Below are 14,707 nucleotides of genomic sequence, written 5' to 3'. Positions count from 1 at the left end.
CCAACCTATACTGGCCTCTCCCTTACGTTGATCAGGAGACCACCATGAAACAATGGTTCCATCGCGCCGTCGCGCTTGCCGCTGTAGGCTACCTCGCGCTGGCCGGCCAGGCTGCTGTCGCCCAGGAAGATAAGGCCGAGAACATGAAAAAGCAGCTGGAAGCGCGCTTCGCCGCCGCCGACAAGGATCACGACGGCAAACTGAGCAAGGCCGAAGCGGAAGCCGGGATGCCGCGCCTGGCCAAGGCCTTCGACAAGATCGACGCCGAGCACACCGGCTACCTCACCCTGGCCCAGGTCGAAGCCTACATGGCCCAGATGCGCAAGCCACCGCAGTAAGGCAGCCGCTCCCGCAGCCCATCTCCGGACAGGCTGCCGGCCGTCCGGCAGCCTGGTTCGCCTATGGACGAGCCATAGCGTTTACACATCAGGATGTCCTTTCCTGGTTCGGAAATACGATGCAGCGCGTGTGGCGCTTGCTGTAGTATGGACGAACGCCTCTTCCTTGCATCGCGATTCCGACTCCCTGGCCGCTACGCGCCGCACCACGGTCACTGTGCACCGCCGGACCCGTGGTGCGCGACTGCCCACCGCCTCCGATCGCCGGTAGGGAACGGCATCCTAACTTCGACGCAAGGGAAACTGTCCAGTGAAAAACAATCCTTCGTTCACGACGACTGAACTTCGGCACCTCTTGCAGCTGAGCGGGGAACTGTTGAATACCACAGCCCCGCTGGATGCCCTGCACAGTATCGGGGTCGGCGTTTCCCGCCTGTTTCATCCCGGCGCTCTGGTCATCATCGTGGCCACCGAAGGCGACGCCCTGGCCATCGAATTCGATGGCGAAGGCGTGCGCCGCAAGCTCGGTTATCACGCCGGCCTCAGCGAGCTAGCCCAGCAGTTATTGGCCAGCGATACCGTATCACCGTCCATCGATCAAGCCGGTGGCGAGAACCGCTACGCGTGGGCGAAATTCCCCCCACCAAGCGCGGGGATCATCCTGGTGTCGTGGCCCAATACCGTTCAGACCAGGATGGTGTCATCGGCCCTGGCCATCGTACAGGATGTCGCCGAGCTGACAGGCGCAGTCATGGGAAAATTTCAGGAGCAAACGCGCTTGCGGCGGGAAATAGCCGATCAGGCGCAGGCGCTGGAGGCCAGCAGCTCGGCCCACGCGCTCGAACTGGACAGGCGCAACAAGGAAGAACACTCGCTGCGCATGCTGTCCTGCACCGACGAACTTACCGGGCTCAACAATCGGCGCGGCTTTTTTCTCGACGCTGAACGCAGCTTTCAAATTGCCCAGCGCCAACGGATGCAGTGCGCGGTCATTTTCGCCGATGTGGACAATCTCAAACGCATCAACGACCAGCAGGGGCATGACATCGGTGACCAGCTCCTGTGCGACGTTGCCGCCGTGCTGAGGAAGTCTTTCCGGAAAGCGGATGTGGTTGCGCGCCTGGGCGGAGACGAGTTCGCCGCGTTCACGGTCGCGGATGATTGCCCCGACCGCATCGTGGAACGCCTGGGCGCACGCCTGCAGGAATTCAACCGTACCCTGCCAGTCCGTCCCTATGATGTGGGCTTGAGCACCGGCATAGTCCGATGCGATCCCGATTCGACCATGAGCCTGGCGGACTATCTGCTGGACGCGGACAAAGCCATGTATGCCGTCAAGCTCGAACGCCGCAGCAAACAGCAACTATTTACGCCAGCAAAGTGATCTGCCGCTGCCACCGGCAGGCAATGCCTATTTCTTCATTGCCGATTTGGCGGCGACCAGTTGCAGCGCATTGCTGACAGCCTGGGTACTGGGGCGGCGATGGTGGGCGGGCGCGGATAACACGCGCAGCGCTGTCGCGTGCGGCACCCCATGGCTAACCATGTGCTCCAGCGCAGGTCCGATTCCGTCAACGGCCGCCAGCACCACCGCTTCATCAATCGATTCCACTGGACCGTCCGTCCGCCGCTCGGGCTCGTCTTCTCGCCTCTGTTTGATTCGCAAGTCCATGGCAATTCCCCCCCAAAACACCAGTGTTGGCCACTGCCAGCGTCCGCTCTGTACGCAGGCCCACATAGCCACGGGTTAGTGCGTCATCCAGTGAAATCCCGCCGCCGGCCCTATTCCCCCGGGTGGTATTTGCGCTCCAGATGCCGCTCCACGTCCTCGCGGTAGAACCAGACCTCCTTGAACTCGCCCTTGGTGTACATGGCCGCCTGGTCGTTGAAGTGCGGCGAGGCCGGATTGCTGCTCTGGCCGCCGGCCAGGATGCTGCGCGCCACGATGCGCGGGCCGAACTCCACCGCCGCCACGAAGCTGTTGCCCCGGTCACCGTAGATGTGCTTGGTCTTCTGCTTACCGGTCACGCCAAACGCGGCCAGCGAGCCCCAGTTGGCCGAGGCAAAAGCCACCGGCAGGCTGGGCTTGTTGTCGTCATGCGGCTGGACGATGTCGCCGGTCAGGCGCTGGAAGCGGTTGATCTCGCCCCAGGGCGTGCGCCAGGTGCCGAAATCGGCCGCCAGCTTGTCCGACGCGCGCAGCAGGGCTTGCAAACGCTGCTGCGGCGTCACGCATTCCCGGATGTAGTCCAGCACCGGCATCTCGCGCTGGCGCGCCTTGGGACCGAAGGCCATCGCCAGGTCCTGCACCCAGTAGATGGCCAGCGAGGTGGGCACCGATTCCAGCGTGTAGCGCATGTCCCAGCCGCGCAGGGCCTCGATTTGCGGCGCCAGCGCGGTGCGCTGCACGTCGTCCTTGCCCAGCTTGTCGTACGCGTCGAACAGCTGCGGCAGCAGCGGCTCGAAGGCGGGCAGCTGGTTGTCGTAGGCGGCCTTGATCAGGCTGTCCAGGGTGAAGTCCTTGCGGTTTTCCAGCACGCGCACGGCGTGGATGCCGCGCGGGTTCTCGCCGTTCTTGGACATATAGGCCGGATAATCGGCCTGCTTGGGACTGTAGGGCCCGGCCGCCGTGTACGGCCAGTTGTTGGTGTTCTGTATCCAGCCGTTTTTGGGATTGAACAGGTGAATGGTTTCCTCCACCGTGTGCAAGCCCTTCCACTCGGTGGCCGGATCGCTGCCGTCGACCGGGTGGGTCCAGTCGAAGCGCGGATCGCGGCGCGGGATGAAATTGCCGTGGAAGTAGGCGATATTGCCATCCGCATCCGCATACACCGTGTTGTTGGACGAGTTGGTGCGCAGCTCCAGCGTCTTGTAGAACTGGGCGTAGTTGCGCGCCTTGGTGCGGATGTACGATTGCGTCAGCGCCTTGAGCGGCTCGTTCATCAGCTTGACCGCAATCCAGCGCCCTTCGCGCGAGCGCACAATGGGGCCGTGGTGGCTGTAGTAGGCCGTGATGGTCTTCTCGGCCATGCCGGTGGCGCTCTTGTAGGGCAGCTTGATGTCCACCACCTTCAAGGGCCGCAGTTCCTTGCCGTAGCGGTAGAAATAGCGGCCATTCTTTTCCACCACGGTTTCCAGGTACTCATCGATCACGTCGCCGCCGCCCGAAGTGTGCATCCAGCCCACGCGGTCGTTGAAACCCTGGTAGACGAAGAACTGGCCCCAGGTCACGGCGCCGTAGGCGTTCAGGCCCTGCTCGCTGTGCACCTGCACCTCCGGGCGGAAGTAGAAGGAGGTATGCGGATTGATCATCAGCAGCGCGTGGCCGTTTTTGGTCTGCGCCGGCGCAATGGCGAAGCCATTCGACCCCTTGGGCTCGGCGTCGCGGTTCGGGCCGGGTTCCGGCACGGGACGGCCGGGCAGGTACGGCGGCCCGCCCGGCCGCGCCGGCGCAGGACGCGGCGGCCCGTAGAAGCGTTCCAGCTGCTTGAGGTCGACCGACTCGATATCGCCGCCTATGCTGCCCTCGCTGAAGCTGAGCGCCATCCACGGCTCGAAGCGCGTGATCAGCTGCGGCTTGACCTCGGGATGGGTGTGCAGATACCAGTTCAGGCCATCGGCCCAGGCCACCATCAGCTTTCTCAGCCAGTCCGGGCTGGCCGCGTACTGGCGCTTGAGTTCGGCCGGGGTGATGAACAGCTTCATGCGCAGGTCTCGGTACAGCTCGGCCTCGCCCTCCACCTCCGCCAGGCGTCCCATGGCGTTGATGAAGTTCAGTTCCACGCGGCGGAAATCGTCCTCGGCCTGCGCGTACATGAGGCCGAACACGGCGTCGGCGTCGGTCTTGCCATACACGTGGGGGATGCCCCAGGTGTCGCGCAGGATGGTGACGCGTTGGGCGGCGGCCTGCCAGCGGGCCGCATCGCCTGCCGGCGCGGAGGCTGGCGCCGCTGCGCCGGGCGCCGCTGCGCCGGGATCATGTAAGGCAAGCAAGGCAATCAAGGCCAGCGTGGGGCGCAGGTAGGACATGCGGTGGTAGCTCCGTGGTGTGATGGTTCAGCTGGCGTCGATCAGCTCGTCGATACGGGCCTGCAGGGCGGCATTCTCCGCCTTCAGGATGGCGTTGCGCTGACGCAGGGTGGCCACTTCGGCGCGCAATGCCTCCAGCTCGCTCGGCTCCTCGCCTTCCTGCGGCTCGCGCGGCGGCTTGGGCGGACGGGCGGCGGCGCGCTGTTCGCGCACTTCCTTGGCGGCCTGCTGCAGCTGCTTCTTGCCGCCCGCCACCGCCGCGACCTGGGCCGCCTCCGGCAGCGAGGCCACGGTGGCGGCCGCGTTGATGGAGATGGTGCCCGAGCGTACCGCCTCCACCAGTTCCGGGGTGGCGGTCTTCTGGATCTTCTCGATCTGGCTGATGGTGTTGGCGCTCAGGCGCGCGGCGCGGGCAATGTCCTCGCGCGAGGCCAGCGGCATCGCGGCCGGCTTGGCCTTGGCCTGTTCTTCGCCCGATGGCTCGGGCGGCGCGATGGCGGCATCCTCGGCGGCGGCCTGGGCCGACAATTCGGCCGCGCGCGCAGCCATGATTTCCTTCTTGCGCAGGGCCAGCACGCCACGCTGGAAGTCCGACACGCTGCGGCGGCCCAGGTGGTTATCGATCATCCACAGCTTGACGTCGTCCAGGTTGCGGAAGCTGGTGTTTTCCGTGACCTTGAACGGGATGCCGTGGCGCTGGCAGATTTCGTAGCGGTTGTGGCCGTCGACCAGCACATCCTGCCACAGCACCAGCGCGTCGCGGCAGCCCTCGGCCAGGATGCTGCGCTCCAGGGCCTGGAATTCGCTTTCGGTGAGGGGATCGATGTAGCTGCGCAGGGTATCGTTGATCTTGATTTGCATTCGGTTTTCCTTGAAATACGGACGCGCCGGGCCGCAACGCGGTGCGCCGTCCAGCATGCTACACCATATGGGCAGATGCAAAAACCTTGGATCTGGGGTTGGGGATGCAAATTGCAAGCAGCCCGCCGTGCCCCTGCATGCAATTTATACTTTCTATTTCAGCAACATGGTATGCTAGTCCAGATAAACTTCCCGCTCCAGGAGTCCAGATGCAGGTGCTCACCAATCCGATCGCTGTCATGTTTCTATCGTTCATCATCGGACTGTTCGCGGACTATGTACTGCGCAAGACATCTCTTTATGCATGGCTGAGCCAGCGCTACTTGTTTTCTGACGAACGAAGCTACGAAACGATAGGGGTCGGGCTGTATCGAAAAATCCTGTTGGCGACGCCGCTGCGCATGTTCAACCCCAACATCAAGCTGCCGAAGACGCGCGACCTGCGGCTGCTGAAGGATATAAGGCAGCACATGGCCACCGCAGAGGTGTCGCATTGGGCAGGCTTTGCCGTGATGATGGCGGTGACGGTGTACGCATGGAACGCCGCCGGGCCGAAGACAGGCGCCAGCTTTATAGTCTTGAATGCGGTTGGCAACCTTTATCCTTGCCTGCTTCAGCAATACAACAAGCGTCGGCTGCATCAATTAATTGCTGCCATGGAGAAGCGCCAGCCACTCAAGGTATGAGCAATATGCAACACAGCGCCGTTAGGTGCGCCAGGGCACAGAACAGCGCACCCCACCCGCCTATGCTCTTCTTTACCCTCAGAGGAACATACAGCGGAGAACGCCATGAAAGAGAAAATTGATTACAGGGGCTACAAAATCGAAATCCACGCCTCGCGCTACGAATTCGGCCCACGCAGCGGCTTGTGGAGCGGCGCCTACAAGTTCTGGGACCCGGGCACGCCCAAGGTAGTCCATATTGCCGGCTGCGGCGCCCTGCCCAGCGCCCAGGCCGCCCGCGCCAAGGCGCTGCAGTTTGCCTGCATAACCATCGACGAAAAAATCGCGGCCGCCCGCAAGTTCCTGGCCGCGATTCCGGTGTAATATGGTTTGAGCTACCGCAGGAGGTCATCATGCACGACACTTACACCCGCCAGCAAGGCGCTGGCCGCACCTACGATATCGAATACAGCGGCCTGCGCTACCGCATCGAACTCGATGGCAAGCTACTCAAGGAAATCAGCCTGCCGCTGGAACACGCGGCCCATGGCAGCGAGGCCGCCTGGCGCTCGGCCGTGGCCGATATCGAATACCTGCGCGGCATGCCGGAGAGCTGACCTGCCAGGTGGCAGCAGGCTGACTTGCGCACGGCCTCTATTCCTACTTACCGGACCCGGCGTTGAAGCGACAATGTCTTCACGCCGTCCTTCGGTAACCACGTAAGAATGGAGAATGTCATGCACATCAAGACCATCGCCGCTATTGCAGCCACCGCAGCCACTGTCGCCAGCTTCGGCGCCCATGCGCAAACCACGCCCACGCCGGTTGATACGCCGCCGGTGCAAAACGACGTCGTGCAGCAGCAACAACCGCAGCCGCAGCCGCAGCCGCAGCCGCAGAACGATGCCATGCAAACGCAGCAAGGCATGCAGTCGCAGCAGGCTATGCCAACCCAGCAGAATGACGCCGGCAAGCTGCCTACCGACCAGAACGTGACGCGCCAGCAGGAACGCACCGTCACCCAGCCGGGCATGCAAACCCGCGCCGATGTCCGCGCCGAAGTGAGCAACAAGAACCAGCCCTCGCACGTGCTAGGGGAAACCCGCACCGGCGCCCCTGATTCGACCGTAAACGGCTCGGCCGGCGCCATCCGGACGGCCAAGAAGGACGGCCAGCCGGAAGTGCGCTAAGCACCCGGGGCGCCCGGGAGTAGACCCGGCATGGCTGCCCGCCAACACAGCGGGTGGCCGATGCGGATAAACGCATGGCTGCACTGAACGGCACAGGCCGCAGTGCGGCCCTTTATTGCAACGGCAGCACTTCCAACGGCACCCCGCCGCGCGCCGTGCGCAGGTTCACCAGCTTGACCTCCTCCAGCGCATTCTCCGGCTGGCCATCGCTGGTGACTGCCAGTGCGATGGTGTTCTGGCCGTTCGGGTTCAGCACGCCGGGGGGGATCACGAAGGTGCGCTGCGGGCCGATATTGGCGATGAACTGGCCCATGTTCCAGCCGTTGACGAACAAGAGCGCGCGGTTCTCGCGGTCCGAGCGCGGCTTGCTGGCGTCGCCAAAGGCCAGGCCCAGCTGCACGTCATGGTCCCTGGGCAGGTCCAGCGCGAAGCTGGTCTTGAGCCAGTAGGTGCCGGGCGCCGGCGGCGCGTCGGTCAGTTTGGCGTCGCTCCAGCCGCTGGTGCCGGTGGTGGGCAGGTGCCAGCCCTCGCGCTCGCCATACAGGCCGCCATTGTTCAGCGGGCCGCGCAGCGCATCGACGATCTGCTCGCCGCCGCGCTTGCCCTGGATGCGCCATTCAATGGGCACGCCGTAGCGCTGGCCGCCCTTGGCGTGCAGCGAAGCCGAGATCAGACCGCGCGCCTCGCGGTGGTAATCGTCCGCCATCAAGTCCCAATTGTGCGAATTATTGCGCACCATGACCGAGATCACATGCTCGCCCGGCGCCAGCTGCCGGCCCAGCGAGAGCTTGATGCTGTCGGTGGTCTCGGGGAAGGAACGGCCCACGTCCAGCTCCTGCTGGCCCTGGAATTTGCCATCGACCCAAACCTGTATCAGGCCGGCGCCGCCGGCGCCATAGAACAGTTCCAGTTGGTTGGTCCTGGGATCGGTGACCTTGGCGCGGCCGCGGTACCACACATCACCATGATGGAAACCGTAGTCGCTCATGGACAGCGTGGGCTGGCCGCGTTCCGGCAGGGTCCAGGTCTGGGCTGCCGAGGCGCGGTGGTCGGCCTTGACCCACTGGCTGTCGTCAAAGCCCGGCTGCGCTTCCGGGCTGTCGGCGCGGCGCTTCCAGTTCAGCGTGGCCAGGTTTGGCAGCTTGATGGCGTCCGGTCCCTTGACGCTGCCGGTCTTCACGCTGCCATCGGGCTGGGTGGTGAGCGACAGGCGCTCGCCGTTGAAGGTGGCGGACGAAAACGCCGGGCCCCAGATCTCGAAGGCGCTGGCCTGGGTGGTGTCGCCGGTCAGTTTCAGCTGGCCGTTGGCCAGGGTGGCGCCGCGCACCAGGGCGGGCGTGAGCTGCAGCACCTGGCCGGCGGCCGTCTTCTGGGTCCAGAAATTCAGACTGTTCTTTTCATCGGCCAGCAGCAGCAACAGCGGGCTGCGGCCGCCGCCGCTGATGCGCACGCGCGCCAGGCCGTCATGCACATAGCGCAGTTTGAGGTCACCGGATTTGGCGTCGAAGCTGGATTCCACCTTGCCGGCCAGGACTTCGACCTTGGGCGCGCTGGTGTAGCGCAGCACAGTCTCGCCCTGTTCGCCGTCACGGCCATGCAGCAGGGCGATATCGCGTTCGCCGTTGCGCAAGTGGGTCTGCAGCTCGGAAGTCGAGTACACCAGGTGCTGCCGCTCCAGGGCGTAGCTGGCCAGCAGCATCTTGGCGTCCTGGCCTTTCAGGCGCAGCGGCAGCTGGTAGACGCCATCCCTGGTCGAGAGCTCGACGCTGAAACTGTCGTCGCTGGTCAGGCTGGACGGGCTGTGCACCGCGAACAGGATGTGGGTGCCCAGCTGCGGGTTGACGTTGTGGTAGACCTTGACCTTGGGCGAGGTAGGCTTGAGCTCCGGTCCCTTGTCCATGTAGGCAAGGGCCTGCTCGGCGGCCTGCACGAACATGCCCTGCTGCTTGAGCGCGATGGCTTTGGGGCGCAGGCCGCGGTCTTCTGAGATCGGCGCGCCGTAGTCGTAGGAGGTGTACACCACCGGACCGGCCAGCCAGCCCCACGACGTGCCGCCAAAGGTCATGTAGATATTGTGGATGGTGATGCGGTTGATCAGGTTGGTCCCGTAGAACACGCGCTGGTAGCCCTTGCCCTGGCGCTCGGCCGTGCAGTTGTAGGTGCCGTTGGAGCCCCAGTAGTCGAACCAGCCGCCGCCCAGTTCGGCCGCGAATCCGGGCGTTTTGGGCGAACTGAGGGCGCCAGCCTTGGGACCGGGCTTGCCGTACATGCCCCAGTCGGGCGCCTGGTTGGGGCCGGACGGATCGGCAAACACATTGCAGGTGCCGCCCGGGTAGCCGTCGAAGGCGTACATGTCGGTCGGGCCCTGGTTGGCCCAGGGCGCGGTGGAATCGGGCGGGGTCCAGTCGGGCAGGCGGCCGGCGGCGTTGTGGAAGAAGGGTACGGTGATGCCGTCCGCGCGCGCCTTCCTGGCCAGGTGGGCCATCTGGCGCACGTGCTTGGGTTCCACCTTGCCCAACTCATTTTCCAGCTGGTAGGCGATCACATTGCCGCCGCCGTTGGTCACCTGGTGGCGCGCGATGATGGCGTTAATCTGGGTCATCCACTCGTCGGCGGCGGCCAGGTAGACCGGGTCGTCGGTGCGCGCCTCGGCGCGGCTGCGGAACATCCAGCCGGGGAAGCCGCCGCCGGTCAGCTCGGCGTTCACGTAGGGGCCGGTGCGGGCAATGACGTACATGCCCTCCTCTTCCGCGATCTCCAGCGCGCGCTCGACATTGCGGATGCCGGAGAAGTCATACACGCCCGGCGCGGGCGAGTGGTAGCCCCAGTCGAAGTAGAAAGCCACGCCGTTGAAGCCGACCGCCTTCATCTTTTGCAAAATGTCGCGCCACAGCGAGGGGCTGGGCAGGCGGAACGGGTGGACCTCGCCCGACCACACCACGATGCGCTTGCCGTCCACCATCAGCGAATGCTCATCCCAGCTGACCTTGGCCGGTTTGCCGGCCGGCTTCAGGGTTTGCGCCAACGCCTTGCTGTCTTCGATCACGACGGCGGCGCGGCCGACGGCGCCGGATACGCCGCTGACCAGTTTTTTGCTGCTCCATTTATCCAGGCCGCCCTGGCTATCCACATACCATAGACGGCTGGCGGCGTCGCCAAAATACAGGCGCCAGCCGCCGTCGGCCAGGCGCAGCAGCGACTGTCCGCCGGCTGACTGGCCCCAGCCGGCCCAGTCGCCCTGTTTGGCGACGGTCCAGGGGCCGCTCAGTGAAGAAGCCGTGGCCAGCTCGATGTAGCCGCTGGCCGCGTTGCGGGCCAGGGCCGTGTAGCCTGCATCGGTGGCAGTAATGACGGTGTCGGTATGGCTGCCGGCCAGGCCCTGCAGCGCTTTCGGCGCGCTCCACTTGCCCAGGTCAGCGCTGGCCTCCAGCAGGTAGCCCCCGGCCAGCACCACCTTCAAGGTTCCGTCCTTGTCGCGCAGCCATTGCGGCGCGGCTGCCCTGGCCTGGCCGGGCAGCGCCACCGGCACGTTGCGCACGAATTGCCAGTGCTTCAGGTCTTTCGAGCGGCTGAGGCCCAGCTGGGCGCCGCTTACGTACACCACGTAGTAATGGCCATCGTGCCGGATCACGGCGGGGTCGCGCAGCTGGGCGCTGGCGTAAGCTTCCGAGGCCAGCGTGGCGAAGGTGGAACCATCGGACGAGGAAAACACGCTCAGCCTGTCCTGCGCACCGAGCGGCACCCCGACCATGAGGAAGCTGGAGCCGGCAATGGCGGCGCGCGACTGCGCATCCTGCGCGCCGGTGTCGGAGGCCTGGGGGATGCCCAGCTCCTGGGCCATGCCGTTCAGGGCCAGCGCGACCGCCGCCGCCCCCACGCCCAGTTTGAATACACGATGAAGGGAAAAATGGCGAGGCGTGGCGGTGAAGGTCATGGGTCTGGGCTAACAGTGGAGACAAGCGCAGATCATAAGTGCTTTTACCAAAAAACCAAGCCAACTATTTGTCAACAATTTGAGCGATTTGATCGATACCGTCCATTTTGCCGCCAGGCGCTGACGGCATGACGGGCTGTGCGCCTACAGGGCCGCCACGGGGTGAGGTTTATGCTGAAAGAAACAGCAATTTGATTTCAGGAGCACACATGCAAGAGTTACAGCACGATCCCGCCGCCACCCTGGCCACCGCCTCGGCCGAGGGCCATCTGCTCATCATCGGCGGCCATGAGGACCGCGAGGACGACAAGGAAATCCTGGCGCGCTTTGTCGAGCTGTCCGGCGGCAAGAGCAGCCGCATCGTCGTCATCACGGCGGCCAGCACCGTGCCGGACAAGGTATGGGACATGTACCAGCGCGCCTTCGCCGACCTGGGCGTGGCCGATTGCGTGCACCTGGAGATCGCCTCGCGCGCCGACGCCAACGCGCCGGCCAGCGCCGGGCTGCTGCGCGGCGCTGGCGGCATCTTCATGACCGGCGGCGACCAGAAACGCCTGCTGGCCAATATCGGCGGCACCGCCCTGGACGAGGAAATGCACGCCGCTTACCGCGAACGCGGCGCCTGCGTGGCGGGCACCAGCGCCGGCGCCTCGGCCATGTCCGGCCACATGCTGGCGGCCGGACAGGTCGGCACGCAGCCGGAAAAAGGCGCGGTCAACATGGGCGCGGGCCTGGGGCTGCTGCACGGCGTGGTGGTGGACCAGCATTTCTCCGAGCGGCATCGCCTGCCCCGCTTGCTGACGCTGGTGGCGCAGAACCCGTATCTGCTGGGCATAGGCATAGACGAGGACACCGCTCTGCTGGTGCGGCGCGGGGTCGGCATCGAGGTGCTGGGTTCCGGCACGGTGACCGTGGTGGACGGGCGCGACATGCATTCGACCATGGCCGACACCAAGCTGCACGACTGCCCGGAGCTGATCGACGTACGCCTGCACCTGCTGCCGTCCGGCAGCCGCTACTGCCTGGCGCCGCAGCAGCGGCCCGGCACCGGGGCCCCGGCCGGTTGCGAGGCGCCGGCGCCGCTGTTGGACTTCCTGCGCATGGTCACGGGACGCAAGGAGCATCACAGTGCGAGGTTGACTGTCGTGTAAGCCCCGTCCCACACAGTGTCGGGTTGCGCGCCGATTTGGTGCATCAGCTTGGCACTTGATAATTCCGTGCGGGCAAGAAGCCTCCCAGGCGGCTGGCCTTATCACTCCCAAATACTGAAGAGACCCTTTATGTCCACGTCCAACCTGGCATCCGCATTACCCCAGCGCGCCGCCGCCCCGGCCGCCCAGACGCAGCACGGCGCGGCAGCCAGCGCCAAGGAAGTCTACCTGTTCCTGCAGGGCGAACCGGACGAGCTGCGCCGCGCCGCCGCGCGCGCCTACCTGCGGCGCGAGATCGACGCCGCGCGCGCCTGCGCCATCGACCTGCCCCAGGACCCGGCCGCGCTGTCCACATGGTCGGCGCGTCATGCCGACGCCGTGGGCCAGGCCTACAGCGCCTACCTGCGCGAGCGCCGCGCAGGCAGCCCGCGCCGCTACTTCGGCAACCTGTCGCATGCCCGCTACTTCCTGCGCGCGGTGGCGCCCACCAAGCTGGTGGACGGCGCCTGGCTGTACGGCTGCCTGGCGCACTGGGACGATCCCGATTTCCGCCCCCTGATCCAGACCTACCTGGAAGAACTGGGCAACGGCGTGCCGGACAAGAACCACGTGGTGCTGTACAAGAAGCTGCTGGCCGATCACGATTGCGCGCACTGGGACGACCTGTCCGACGCCCACTTCGTGCAGGGCGCCATCCAGCTGGCCCTCGGTTGGAACGCGCGCCACTTCCTGCCCGAGATCATCGGCTACAACCTGGGTTACGAACAGTTGCCCCTGCATTTGCTGATCACGGCCTACGAACTCAATGAACTGGGCGTCGATCCCATGTACTTCACCCTGCACGTCACGGTGGACAATGCCGGCACCGGCCACGCCCACAAGGCCATCGAGGCGCTGCGCCAGCTGCTGGTGCAGCACGGCGACGAGCCGGACTTCATGCGCCGCGTGATGGACGGCTATCGCCTGAACGAACTGGGCGCCGGCACCACCAGCGTGATCGCCGAATTCGACCTGGAGACGGAACTGGTGCGCATCCTGTCCGACAAGGCCGCTGTCGGCAAGAACATGCACTCCGATTACTGCCGGGTGGCGGGCCGCAGCATCAACGACTGGCTGTCCGACCGCGCGCAAATCCCGGCCATGCTGTCCGCGCTGGAAGCGGCGGGCTGGATCAAACGCGGCGTAGCGCCGGAGCACAGCCGCTTCTGGCGCCTGATCCAGGGCGAGCGGGCCGAGATGTTCGGGGTGTTCAGCGCCTACGAGCAGCAGGTGCTGGCCGACTGGATCGCCAGCACGCGCGACGGCGCGGGCAGCGCACAGAGCCCGCGCGTGGCCAGCCACCGTGCCCGCATGCGCGCCCTGGATGCGCTGGGCGATGGTCCGCCGCCGCGCCAGCACGACGGCCGCCTGCGCGGCATCATCCGGCGCCGCTATGAAGATGGAGAGGCCAGCCTGGCGGCCGGCGGCTCGGCCCTGTACCAGCTGGAACAGCAGGTCGCAGCCCAGGGCAGCAAGCGCGCCGCCATGGAACTGCTGCAGACCCAGATGTCGCCGGCCCGCCACCACGGCGCGCGCGGCCTGATGGCCACCCGCCTGTTCTGCCAGTTGCTGGATTGCGCATGAACGCGCCCGTGTATTCCGTCAGGGTGGTGGTGCACGGCGGCGCCGGCGCCTCGCGCGACCATGTGGACGGATGCGTCCAGGCCGCCGGAGCCGGACGCAGCGCCCTGCTACGCGACGGCGACGTGCTGGCCGCCGCCATCGCCGCCGTCACTGTGCTGGAGGACGACCCGCGCTTCAACGCCGGCACCGGCTCGGTGCTGCGCATGGATGGCCACACGGTCGAAATGGATGCCGCCGTAATGGATACCCATGGCCGCCTGGGCGCCGTGGCCTGCTTGCGCCGGGTGCGCAACCCGGTGCAGGTGGCCGAGGCCGTGTCGCGCACGCCGCACTGGCTGCTGTGCGGCGAAGGCGCGGACCGCTTTGCCCGCAACGCCGGTTTCGCGTTATACGACTGCGTGACCGACCAGGCCCGCAGCCGCCACGCCGCGCTGATGGCGCAGCTGCGCACCGATACCGAGGTACGGCACGGGGTCTCCAACCCGGCCTTCCTGCGCCTGTGGAACTACCCGGATGCGCCGCCAGCCGGATCGCATGCCTGCGACACCGTGGGCGCGGTGGTGCGCGGCGCCGACGGCCACTTCGCCGTGGCCGCATCGACCGGCGGCGCCGCACCGTCCCTGCTGGGCCGGGTGGGCGACACGCCCATCGTCGGCGCTGGCTTCTACGCCGGCCCGGCCGGCGCGGTGGCCGTCACCGGCATCGGCGAACACATCGTGCGCCATTTGCTGGCGCACCGGGTCTATCAATGGCTGGCCGGCGGCACGCCACTGCAGCAGGCCCTGGACCAGGGCGTGGGCTTGTTCGACCGCGAGATCGACGTCGGCCTGATCGCCGTCACCGCCACCGACAGTGGCGCGGCCAGCAACCGCGACATGCCCTGGGCTCAAGCCTGAACCTCACCGGATTTTCTATC

At 65.8% G+C, this 14,707-nt stretch carries 13 protein-coding genes; 9 read left to right on the top strand and 4 right to left on the bottom strand.

Going from position 1 to position 14,707, the window contains the following annotated elements; translation table 11 throughout:
- Positions 1-44: 44 nt before the first annotated feature.
- Positions 45-338, top strand: coding sequence for an EF-hand domain-containing protein (locus ACLB1G_RS06220; RefSeq protein ID WP_491626325.1), 294 nt, complete (start codon positions 45-47; stop codon positions 336-338).
- A 310-nt stretch (positions 339-648) separates the two neighbouring features.
- Complete coding sequence (locus ACLB1G_RS06215) at positions 649-1,722, top strand: GGDEF domain-containing protein (protein WP_491626324.1); 1,074 nt, start codon at positions 649-651, stop codon at positions 1,720-1,722.
- A gap of 27 nt (positions 1,723-1,749) precedes the next feature.
- On the opposite strand, the gene ACLB1G_RS06210 is transcribed toward ACLB1G_RS06215, so the two are convergent.
- The 3 genes from ACLB1G_RS06210 to ACLB1G_RS06200 all read right to left on the bottom strand — a co-directional run bounded on the left by ACLB1G_RS06210 (position 1,750) and on the right by ACLB1G_RS06200 (position 5,228).
- The gene (locus ACLB1G_RS06210; protein ID WP_491626323.1) at positions 1,750-2,010 is read right to left on the bottom strand and encodes a hypothetical protein; all 261 of its coding nucleotides are present in this window, start codon (positions 2,008-2,010) and stop codon (positions 1,750-1,752) included.
- Between the two features lie 110 nt (positions 2,011-2,120).
- Entirely contained in the window at positions 2,121-4,367 is a 2,247-nt protein-coding gene (locus tag ACLB1G_RS06205) for an acylase (protein WP_491626322.1), read from the bottom strand.
- A 27-nt stretch (positions 4,368-4,394) separates the two neighbouring features.
- Positions 4,395-5,228 (bottom strand): hypothetical protein, encoded by an 834-nt coding sequence (locus ACLB1G_RS06200; protein WP_491626321.1) that lies wholly within the window; start codon positions 5,226-5,228, stop codon positions 4,395-4,397.
- Between the two features lie 209 nt (positions 5,229-5,437).
- Between ACLB1G_RS06200 and ACLB1G_RS06195 the strand changes: the two genes are divergently transcribed.
- From ACLB1G_RS06195 to ACLB1G_RS06180, 4 genes are all read left to right on the top strand, one after another.
- Positions 5,438-5,914 carry a glycosyl-4,4'-diaponeurosporenoate acyltransferase CrtO family protein gene (locus tag ACLB1G_RS06195; RefSeq protein ID WP_491626320.1) on the top strand — a complete coding sequence of 159 codons (477 nt, stop codon included), beginning with the start codon at positions 5,438-5,440 and terminating at the stop codon, positions 5,912-5,914.
- A 105-nt stretch (positions 5,915-6,019) separates the two neighbouring features.
- Positions 6,020-6,277, top strand: a complete 258-nt coding sequence (locus ACLB1G_RS06190) for a hypothetical protein (protein WP_491626319.1) — start codon at positions 6,020-6,022, stop codon at positions 6,275-6,277.
- A gap of 29 nt (positions 6,278-6,306) precedes the next feature.
- Positions 6,307-6,510 (top strand): hypothetical protein, encoded by a 204-nt coding sequence (locus ACLB1G_RS06185; RefSeq protein WP_491626318.1) that lies wholly within the window; start codon positions 6,307-6,309, stop codon positions 6,508-6,510.
- Positions 6,511-6,630: 120 nt separating this feature from the next.
- The gene (locus ACLB1G_RS06180) at positions 6,631-7,083 is read left to right on the top strand and encodes a hypothetical protein (RefSeq protein ID WP_491626317.1); all 453 of its coding nucleotides are present in this window, start codon (positions 6,631-6,633) and stop codon (positions 7,081-7,083) included.
- A 112-nt stretch (positions 7,084-7,195) separates the two neighbouring features.
- On the opposite strand, the gene ACLB1G_RS06175 is transcribed toward ACLB1G_RS06180, so the two are convergent.
- Positions 7,196-11,017 (bottom strand): beta-galactosidase, encoded by a 3,822-nt coding sequence (locus tag ACLB1G_RS06175; RefSeq protein ID WP_491626316.1) that lies wholly within the window; start codon positions 11,015-11,017, stop codon positions 7,196-7,198.
- Positions 11,018-11,226: 209 nt separating this feature from the next.
- On the opposite strand from ACLB1G_RS06175, the gene ACLB1G_RS06170 reads away from it, so the two are divergent.
- The 3 genes from ACLB1G_RS06170 (at position 11,227) to ACLB1G_RS06160 (ending at position 14,687) form a co-directional block, all read left to right on the top strand.
- Positions 11,227-12,168: a cyanophycinase gene (locus ACLB1G_RS06170; RefSeq protein ID WP_491626315.1), complete on the top strand. Its 942-nt coding sequence runs from the start codon at positions 11,227-11,229 to the stop codon at positions 12,166-12,168.
- A 129-nt stretch (positions 12,169-12,297) separates the two neighbouring features.
- Entirely contained in the window at positions 12,298-13,791 is a 1,494-nt protein-coding gene (locus ACLB1G_RS06165) for an iron-containing redox enzyme family protein (protein ID WP_491626314.1), read from the top strand.
- Complete coding sequence (locus ACLB1G_RS06160) at positions 13,788-14,687, top strand: isoaspartyl peptidase/L-asparaginase (protein ID WP_491626313.1); 900 nt, start codon at positions 13,788-13,790, stop codon at positions 14,685-14,687. Before ACLB1G_RS06165 ends, ACLB1G_RS06160 begins: the two co-directional genes overlap by 4 nt.
- Positions 14,688-14,707: the final 20 nt, after the last annotated feature.

It is taken from the genome of Duganella kummerowiae (assembly GCF_053572355.1).
This window is presented reverse-complemented; position numbering and strand designations above follow the sequence as displayed.